The sequence below is a fragment of the Prevotella dentasini JCM 15908 genome, from assembly GCF_000614065.1.
Classification (GTDB): domain Bacteria; phylum Bacteroidota; class Bacteroidia; order Bacteroidales; family Bacteroidaceae; genus Prevotella; species Prevotella dentasini.
Window position 1 is genome coordinate 1 of record NZ_BAKG01000033.1, and the last position, 7,766, is coordinate 7,766.

Consider the following 7,766-nt stretch of genomic DNA (forward strand, 5'->3'; position numbering starts at 1 on the left):
AAAAATATTTCTATACGTATAGAAATTTTCCGCTAACCGTATGTAATTTTGAGGCCTCCCTGAAACCCGGAAAACAACGGCCAATCTTGTCGGAAATCGGTACTTTCCTATAAAAGTTATGTACGCCTCCAATTAATTATTATTATCCTTGTATTTGAAGATGTATATATCTAAGCAGGGGCATTGTAGGTATGACGATTGCATTTCTTTATAATTTCTGGCATAATAAACCCCGAAAGTTTTTGTCTAACTTTCGGGGTTCACTTTCAAAAAGGCTTTGTTATTTTAGAAAGAGCCTGCAATCATTTACTTCAGTGTTCCGTTCTTTGCCTTCTGAATCATGTCTTCGGAAGCATAGAGATAAACCTCTACGCGGCGGTTCTTTTGGCTGACGGTCTTGTCCTCAATGGGATTGGCACTTCCCAGCCCTTCAACGGTGCGAATCTGTGCGGCAGGTACACCGTTGCTACGCAGATAGGAAGAAACAGCATTGGCACGGTTTTGCGACAATGGCAGATTGATTTCGTCGTTGCCGGAAGCGTCTGTGTAGCCCTTGATAGCAACGTCGCAGTCGGAATTGTTCTTCATTACGTTGGCGAAGTCGGCCAACTCTTTTTTGGAAGAGGCATTGAGGGTGTACTTGTTGATTGGGAAGAGAATACCCGAATCGAACGTAACCTTCACGCAGTTCAGGCCGTTGGCATCGGTTATCTGTTCTATCTGAGCATTTTGAACCTGAGCTGCCGTTTCCTGAGCAACCTTGTCCATGTGGCGTCCTATCAATGTACCTGCACCTGCACCGATAGCTCCGCCAATGGCAGCACCGATAGCCGTGCCCTTAGTGTTCTTACCAATGATGTTACCGACGATTCCGCCGATGACTGCACCTGCACCTCCACCGAGAAGGCTGCCTGTTCCTTGCTTTGTCTGACAACTTACGACGGTCAGCATGCAAAGGCCGGCCGCCATCATCTTCATATTCTTCATAATCTCCTTAAATTGATATTATTGTTATTATTCTATCTTGTTCTTGCCGCCGATGCCGGAGCTTCCGTTTCAGCGTGGTGCAAAGTTAAACAAATACGGGCAGATTGTATCATTTGCCAACATTTTTTTGTAATTTTGCCACAAAGTTAGTGGTATTCACCGATGCGGCACAGGGAAAACTCCTATTAGAGTGGGGAAACTCCCTATCTTATTGCTATTCGTCGATACCTGTCATTAGAAAAATAAAACAAAAAAGAATATTATGGCAAAAGAACTGAAAGAACTGACCAAGAGAGCCGAAAACTATTCTCAGTGGTTCAATGATCTCATCGTGAAGGCGGAACTTGCAGAGCAGTCTGCCGTCCGCGGATGTATGGTCATAAAACCTTATGGCTATGCTATTTGGGAAAAGATGCAGGCACAGCTTGACAAAATGTTTAAGGAAACAGGCGTGCAAAATGCTTATTTCCCATTGCTGATTCCGAAGAGTTTTCTCTCGCGTGAGGCCGAACACGTAAAGGGATTCGCCAAGGAGTGTGCCGTCGTTACCCACTATCGCCTGAAAGCCAGTGAGGATGGCAACTCTGTAGAGGTAGACCCAAGTGCGCGTCTGGAGGAGGAACTCATTGTCCGTCCGACGAGCGAGACAATTATATGGAACACCTATAAGAATTGGATTCATTCATGGCGAGACCTACCATTGATGTGCAACCAATGGTGCAATGTCATGCGGTGGGAGATGCGCACCCGTCCTTTCCTCCGCACTTCGGAATTTCTTTGGCAGGAGGGGCATACTGCGCACGCTACCCGCGAGGAGGCCGAGGAAGAAGCACGGACGATGCTCCGTGTCTATGCCGACTTTGCCGAGAAATGGATGGCTGTCCCCGTCGTTCAGGGAGTGAAGAGCGAGACAGAACGCTTTGCCGGTGCACTGGACACCTATACGATTGAAGCCATGATGCAGGACGGAAAAGCTCTTCAGAGCGGAACCTCCCATTTCCTCGGGCAGAACTTTGCCAAGTCATTCGACGTTACTTATCTGAATAAAGAAAATAAGCCGGAGTATGTATGGGCAACCTCATGGGGAGTCAGCACCCGCCTGATAGGTGCGCTCATTATGACTCATTCCGACGATAACGGCCTCGTGCTGCCTCCGAAGATAGCCCCTATTCAGGTTGTTATTGTGCCTATCTTCCGTGGAGATGAGCAGTTGCAGGAAATTTCTGCCAAGTTACAACCAGTCATTAAGCAGTTACGTGAACTTGGTATTACTGTCAAATATGACGATTCCGACAATAAGCGTCCCGGATTCAAGTTTGCAGACTACGAACTGAAGGGCGTGCCGGTGCGCTTGGCAATGGGCGGGCGCGACCTTGAGAATAACACCATCGAAATTATGCGTCGTGATACCTTGGAGAAAGAAAACGTCAGCTTTGACGGTATCGTCGAGCGCATCAAACATCTTCTTGACGATATTCAGGAGAATATTTACAGAAAGGCCAAGGATTTCCGCGATGCACATATCTACGAGTGCGATGACTACGAGGAGTTCAAGGAGAAAGTAAAGGACGGAGGCTTCTTCCTTTGCCATTGGGACGGCACAGCCGAAACCGAGGAGAAGATAAAAGCAGACACGCAGGCTACCATCCGTTGTGTCCCCTTTATGTTCGAGCAGACCGAAGGCGTTGATATGGTAAGTGGTAAACCTGCCAAATGCCGTGTGCTTATTGCACGTTCTTATTAAGATTTTATGACCAAGGAGAGAAGAAAACGAAATATAGCCAAGCTGCTCGGACAATGAGAAGTCGGCTTCGGTTTCTTTTCTCCTTTGTCTTTCTGATTGATTGAAATATCATAGATACATAACTATTATGAAGAAAACAATGCTTTCCTTAGCTCTCCTTCTCTCCGCAGTAGGATTGAGCGCACAGACATTAATTAAAGCCAACTTCCATAAAGGCGACACTACGGTTTATCAGACGGTTACAAAGGGCGAGATGGCACTGCCGATGGGTGGTGGAAACAAGCAGTTCACGTCTACTGCCGATACACGTTTCGTCGTATTGGACGCCAATCCCCAAGGATACAAAATTGAGGTTACGACAATCAAGCAGAATGTAGAAGGCGATGATGAAGTTGCAAGTCAGATGGGCAATCAGTTGGACGGTTATATAGTTAATGTCCCAGTGGTTTATCAGACAGACGTGAACGGCAAGATACAAAAGATAGTAAACTATCAGGATGTAGTTGCCAAGGCAAGCAAACAGGCCATTAGCAATATAGACTCTATCTATAAGGCGAATCCCGAGATAGCCAACGCCATCCCGAAAGAGAAGATGATTATGGGTGTCAGTGAATTGTTTGACGAGAAGAACGTCATTAGTGCAGTTGAGCAGCAGTCTGTATTCGGCATGTACGGCAAAACGCTAAAGACTGGTGATACGGAGAACATGACGCTGGCACAGGGCATCAAGCCATTACAACCTATGATGTTACGCCTGTTTTGAGCACGATAGCCGTTGTGGGAAAGAGCAAGGCCAATATGACCGAGCAGGATGTGAAGCAGATGATAATCGAAAATATGAAGAAGATGGGGTTGGGCGAGGAAGCCACCTCGCAGATAGAGAACAACTGGGGACAGATGAAAGCGATGGGAATGACAAACATCGACTTCAGCTCTACTACAACCTATCATTTCCTCAAGTCGGGCTGGGCAAACGACACTGCTTCGGAGAGTAAGACCAAGATGATGGGCATGAACCTGAACGTCAACTCCAACACGAAGATTCTTTCCCGTAACTGGAAGTAATTAATAGTCCTATCGCATACCGATAAGGCTATATAATATATAAGGTGGCATTTTCAAGTGAAGAAAATGCCACCTTATATATAATCGTGTCGTGAAACCATTCTGATAGCCATGCAAAGCCATTGGCCTTGCGCAATCAATTTTATTTATATCACCGAACCTGCGGCTTAGTCTTTCAGCAGGTCGGGCCTCAATCGTCTGGTGCGTTCCATCGCCTGATCAAATTCCCATTGCTTGATTTTTGCCTCGTTGCCGCTTAGCAGAATCTCGGGCACATCCCATCCCCTGTAGCTGCGAGGGCGTGTATAAATGGGAGCGGAAAGCATATCGTCCATGAAACAATCGGAAAGGGCACTCTGGTCGTCGCTGATGACACCGGGGACAAGGCGTACAACGGCATCGGCTATGATGGCCGCCGGGAGTTCTCCTCCAGTCAGGACATAGTCGCCGACCGAAATCTCACGGGTGATGAGGTGGTCGCGGACGCGCTGGTCAATACCTTTATAGTGTCCGGCCAATATGATGAAGTTCCCCTGCATGGACAGCTCGTTGGCAATTCTCTGATTGAACTGCTCGCCGTCCGGCGAAGTGAAGATTACCTCGTCGTAGTCGCGTTCTTCCTTCAGGGCCGTAATACAACGGTCTATCGGTTCAATTTGCATGACCATGCCTGCCTGTCCGCCAAACGGATAATCGTCTACGCGACGCCATTTGTCAAGCGTATAGTCGCGGAGGTTATGAAGCCGCACCTCTGCCAGTCCTTTCTTCTCTGCCCTTGCAAGGATACTTTCGTGGACAAAACCCTCAAGCATCTCGGGCAATACGGTGATAATGTCTATTCTCATACAGCTACAAAGTTAACAAATCTTTCCTTATTAGTATGATACATTAGTATTTTTTTGTAACTTTGCCGACGTTTCCGGCTTACTGCAAGCTGGGAAGACAAGAAAGGGGCAGGGCGATGATGCAAAGTAAAGTCTTGGGGCTATGAATATCGGAAACCCAGCCGACCCATAGGGCAGCCCTGCTCCCTGTATCCGCAGGAAAACATAAACATTAAATTATAGACCTATGAAAAGAATCTTTTCCCTTATCCTCCTTTCGGTGGCAGCCTTGGGCGGTGCTCAGGCGCAGAACGTGCAGGTTCATTACGACCTTGGGCACAGTCTTTACAACGATTTAAGTTCCCGGCAGTCGGTAACGACAACTGTCGAGATGTTCAAGCCCGATTCGTGGGGCTCAACCTTTCTTTTCACGGACATAGACTATAAGAACGACGGTACAATCGGAGCCTATTGGGAAATAGCGCGTGAATTTGCCCTGACCAAGAACCGCCAGTGGGCCGCACACGTAGAGTATAACGGCGGAGCCGGTACGGGCGAGATGCCTGCCGGATATTACGGCAACCGCTATCAGCACGCTGCGCTTGCCGGCGGTGCGTGGAACTGGGCGTCAAAGGACTTTTCAAAGACCTTCAGCGTACAGCTGATGTATAAGTATTATTTCAAGAACGGACATACGGGCACACATCCTTACAGCGGATTCCAGCTGACGGAGGTCTGGGGAGCGACCTTTGCCAAGGGGCTGTGCACGTTCAGCGGTTTCTGCGACCTTTGGTACGACCCGAACGTGAACGGCAAGCTCATCCTGCTGACAGAGCCGCAGTTCTGGTTCAACCTGAACACGCTGAAAGGCATGAAGAACGTAAACCTGTCGCTGGGTACGGAGGTTGAAATCAGCAATAACTTTGTATGGAACGACGAGGGACGCAATAACAAGTTCTTTGCCATTCCGACCGTTGCGGCGAAGTGGACTTTCTAATCCGTCCGCTGCTGCGATAATGAATAACGGCTGAATCTCGCTTGAGATTCAGCCGTTTCGTTATTTCTCGGCCTTGTGCCCGGCTTTTTGCCTGCTGTCTGCGGCTTGGCAAGCCTAACTATACAGGTATCGCTTGATAGACTTCTTCGGCGTCTTCTCGAATTCTTCTTCGAGTACGCGTATTTCGGAAACCTTGCAGTAGGCCGGGATGATATTGTTCAGTTCGGTACGGTTCTGCTCCATGATGGCGGCAATCTCTTCCGCATTGAGGTTGAGGTTCTTGGCCTCGTCGTAGTCGGGATGCACGAGTCCGACGAGCTTCTCTCCCTGCTGAATGACGAGGCTCTCGCTGACAAGCGGGAGCGAGTTCAGCTTGTCCTCTATTTCCTCGGGATAGATGTTCTGCCCGTTGGAGCCGAGGAGCATGTTCTTGGAGCGTCCCTTGATGAATACGTTTCCGTCGGCATCCATTGTGCCGAGGTCGCCCGTATGGAACCACTTGTCCGGGTCGATGGTCTCTGCCGTCGCCTCCTCGTTCTTGTAATACCCGAGAAGCACGTTTGGCCCCTTGGTGAGGATTTCTCCCGGAACGTTCTCCGGGTCTTCGCTGTCGATGCGCACTTCCTGATGGAAAGCCGCCTGTCCGCACGAGCCTTGTACGAAGGTCTGCCAGTCGCGGTAGCAGATGATGGGCGCGCACTCGGTGGCTCCGTATCCGACCGTGTAGGGGAACTCTATGCGGCGGAGGAAGCTCTCTATCTCGCCGTTGAGGGCGGCTCCTCCGATGATGATTTCGTACAGATTGCCTCCGAAGGCCTGATAGACTTCCTCCTTTATCCGTTCCCTGACCTTCTTGCTGATAACGGGCATGTTGAGCAGCAGGCGCATGCGGTTGTTCTGAATCTTCGGGAAGACCTTCTTGCGGATAATCTTTTCGATGACGAGCGGAACGGCTATCATGATGACGGGCTTGACGTCGGCCAGTGCCTGTGCAATGATGACCGGCGAGGGGACGCGCGTCAGATAATAGATGTGGACGCCCTTGATGAACTCGAAGATGAACTCGAACGCCATGCCGTACATGTGCGCCATGGGCAGAATACTGATGACATTGTCTCCGGCCTTGAGCTTGTCGCCCAGTACGTGTTCGGCAAAGTCGGCATTGCTCCACATCGCGCGGTAGGGTATCATTACGCCCTTCGACCGCCCTGTCGTTCCGCTGGTATAGTTGATGAGTGCCAGCTCGTCGCCGCTTTGCTCGCGGTAGTAGTGCACGTGCTCCTGCCGGAAGTACTTCGGGAATTTCTTTCCGTACATCTCGTTGAGGTGCTCGCGTGCGTAGGTGAGCTGCTCCTTGCGGCTCAGCACGAGCGAATAGTCCGGGATGTAGATGATGCCTTCGAGCCCGGGCATCTTGGTGGCATCAATCTGCGTCGCCACCACGTCGCCGGCAAAGAGCAGCTTGGCATCGGAGTGGTTGACGATGTTGTGAATCTGCTCCGGGGTAAACTCGTGTAGGATGGGGACGGCAATGGCGCCGTAGGTGAGCACGGCAAGGAAGGCTGCCGCCCATGCCGCAGAGTTGCGTCCGCAGAGTGCAATCTTGTCGCCTCTCTGTACGCCGCTTGCCTCGAACATGATGTGGAGCTTTTCTATCTTGCGCGCTACGTCGTGATACTGAAGGGTCTTCCCTTTATAGTCGGTGAGGGCATCCAAGTCCCAATGGTCTATGATGCTCTTCTCAATCAATTCGTTAAAGCTGGGAAACTGTTCCATTATAGAATAATTATACTTGTGCAAAGTTACTCAAAATCTTGCACATTTCAAAAATTTATGTGCAACAAATCCGCTTTGCAACTATAAATATTGTATAAAGACAGGATTATGGTTTTGTTCCGTCATGGCAGTGCAGGCATTTTCTCCTGCATGCGGACGGGGAGCGGGGCGCGGCGGAAGGGGAGTTCGGGGCGAGGCTTCCATGCTGCAGGGAAGATGTATCCGTCTGCGGGAGTGCTGCACGTGAGCGGAAAAAGGGCAGATTCAGGCAGCCGGGAAACCGTTTGCGGTTAGCAGAAAATTTATTTGCGACAAGCGGAAAATTTACATACGGTTAGCGGAAAATTTATATACGGTTAGCGGAAAATTTATA

7 protein-coding genes are annotated in these 7,766 nt (G+C 49.6%); 4 read left to right on the forward strand and 3 right to left on the reverse strand.

Annotated elements, in window-relative coordinates:
• Positions 1-306: 306 nt before the first annotated feature.
• The gene (locus JCM15908_RS11135; protein WP_025003384.1) at positions 307-987 is read right to left on the reverse strand and encodes an OmpA family protein; all 681 of its coding nucleotides are present in this window, start codon (positions 985-987) and stop codon (positions 307-309) included.
• 262 nt (positions 988-1,249) lie between these two features.
• On the opposite strand from JCM15908_RS11135, the gene proS reads away from it, so the two are divergent.
• From proS to JCM15908_RS15315, 3 genes are all read left to right on the forward strand, one after another.
• Complete coding sequence (gene proS / locus JCM15908_RS11140; protein ID WP_025003385.1) at positions 1,250-2,731, forward strand: proline--tRNA ligase; 1,482 nt, start codon at positions 1,250-1,252, stop codon at positions 2,729-2,731.
• Between the two features lie 127 nt (positions 2,732-2,858).
• Positions 2,859-3,494, forward strand: coding sequence for a hypothetical protein (locus tag JCM15908_RS13920; RefSeq protein WP_234396452.1), 636 nt, complete (start codon positions 2,859-2,861; stop codon positions 3,492-3,494).
• 14 nt (positions 3,495-3,508) lie between these two features.
• Positions 3,509-3,796, forward strand: a complete 288-nt coding sequence (locus JCM15908_RS15315; RefSeq protein ID WP_234396453.1) for a hypothetical protein — start codon at positions 3,509-3,511, stop codon at positions 3,794-3,796.
• Between the two features lie 167 nt (positions 3,797-3,963).
• On the opposite strand, the gene trmD is transcribed toward JCM15908_RS15315, so the two are convergent.
• The gene (trmD, locus tag JCM15908_RS11150) at positions 3,964-4,641 is read right to left on the reverse strand and encodes a tRNA (guanosine(37)-N1)-methyltransferase TrmD (protein WP_025003386.1); all 678 of its coding nucleotides are present in this window, start codon (positions 4,639-4,641) and stop codon (positions 3,964-3,966) included.
• 226 nt (positions 4,642-4,867) lie between these two features.
• On the opposite strand from trmD, the gene JCM15908_RS11155 reads away from it, so the two are divergent.
• A complete protein-coding gene (locus tag JCM15908_RS11155) occupies positions 4,868-5,617 on the forward strand; it encodes a nucleoside-specific channel-forming Tsx family protein (RefSeq protein ID WP_025003387.1) in 750 nt (249 codons plus the stop codon).
• Between the two features lie 114 nt (positions 5,618-5,731).
• Here the strand turns inward: JCM15908_RS11155 and JCM15908_RS11160 are convergent, their stop codons facing one another.
• Positions 5,732-7,393, reverse strand: a complete 1,662-nt coding sequence (locus JCM15908_RS11160; RefSeq protein WP_025003388.1) for an AMP-binding protein — start codon at positions 7,391-7,393, stop codon at positions 5,732-5,734.
• Positions 7,394-7,766 lie beyond the last annotated feature (373 nt).

Coding starts and splice junctions, on each gene's coding strand:
- proS (WP_025003385.1), top strand. CDS start 1,250: ATGGCAAAAGAACTGAAAGAACTGACCAAGAGAGCCGAAAACTATTCT.
- trmD (WP_025003386.1), bottom strand. CDS start 4,641: ATGAGAATAGACATTATCACCGTATTGCCCGAGATGCTTGAGGGTTTT.
- JCM15908_RS13920 (WP_234396452.1), top strand. CDS start 2,859: ATGAAGAAAACAATGCTTTCCTTAGCTCTCCTTCTCTCCGCAGTAGGA.
- JCM15908_RS11160 (WP_025003388.1), bottom strand. CDS start 7,393: ATGGAACAGTTTCCCAGCTTTAACGAATTGATTGAGAAGAGCATCATA.
- JCM15908_RS11135 (WP_025003384.1), bottom strand. CDS start 987: ATGAAGAATATGAAGATGATGGCGGCCGGCCTTTGCATGCTGACCGTC.
- JCM15908_RS11155 (WP_025003387.1), top strand. CDS start 4,868: ATGAAAAGAATCTTTTCCCTTATCCTCCTTTCGGTGGCAGCCTTGGGC.